Origin of the sequence: Cryobacterium sp. 10I1 (genome assembly GCF_035019805.1) — a bacterium.
In the GTDB taxonomy this organism is placed as follows: domain Bacteria; phylum Actinomycetota; class Actinomycetes; order Actinomycetales; family Microbacteriaceae; genus Cryobacterium; species Cryobacterium glucosi.
The window spans coordinates 1-853 of sequence record NZ_JASJVF010000516.1 but is presented as its reverse complement, the minus strand read 5'-3'; the positions used below and the strand labels follow the sequence as shown (position 1 = coordinate 853).

General features: G+C 71.3%; 1 protein-coding gene. It reads left to right on the top strand.

What is annotated here, in order from left to right; genetic code table 11:
- Nucleotides 1-798, top strand: a 798-nt coding sequence (locus QN345_RS19505) for a DapH/DapD/GlmU-related protein (RefSeq protein ID WP_323509171.1), incomplete at its 5' end; no start/stop codon positions are given.
- Between the last annotated feature and the right edge of the window lie 55 nt (nucleotides 799-853).

Below are 853 nucleotides of genomic sequence, written 5' to 3'. Positions count from 1 at the left end.
GACCCGCGGCGTGCCGTGCGCCTCGAGACCGTGACGATCGAGATCGACCTCACCGCGCCGCCGGCCGGCACTGCGGATGCCTACCTGCGGCTGCACCTGCTCTCGCACCTGCTCGTCAGGCCCAACAGCATCAACCTCGAGGGCATCTTCGGCCACCTGCCCGTCGTGGTGTGGACGAACGCCGGCCCGATGCTTCCCGCCGACTTCGACCGGCTGCGCCCGGCCTTGCAGCGCGCGGGCATCCAGGCCAGCGGCGTTGACAAGTTCCCGCCGCTGCTGAACTACGTCACCCCCGACCGGGTGCGGATCGCGGACGCCTCGCGGGTCCGCCTCGGCGCCTACCTCTCCCCCGGCACCACGGTCATGCACGAGGGCTTCGTGAACTTCAACGCGGGCACCCTCGGCGTCTCCATGGTCGAGGGGCGCATTTCGCAGGGGGTCGTCGTCGGCAACGGCGCTGACATCGGCGGCGGCGCCTCGATCATGGGCACCCTGTCCGGCGGCGGCACCGAGCGCGTGCGCATCGGCGAACGCGCCCTGCTCGGCGCGAACTCCGGCATCGGCATCTCGATCGGGAACGATTCCGTCGTCGAGGCCGGCCTCTACGTCACGGCAGGCACGAAGGTGTCCCTGCCCGACCAGCCGCGCACCGCGGACGGCCGCATGCAGACGATGAAGGCCGTCGAGCTGTCCGGGTTGCCGAATCTGCTCTTCCGACGCAACTCGATGTCGGGCGCCGTCGAGGTTCTCGCCCGCAGCGGGAACGGCATCGTCCTGAACGAGCAGTTGCACGCCTGACCCTGGTCCGACGAAAGCGGATGCCCCGCCCCGGCTCGCGGGGCCGGGCGCCGGG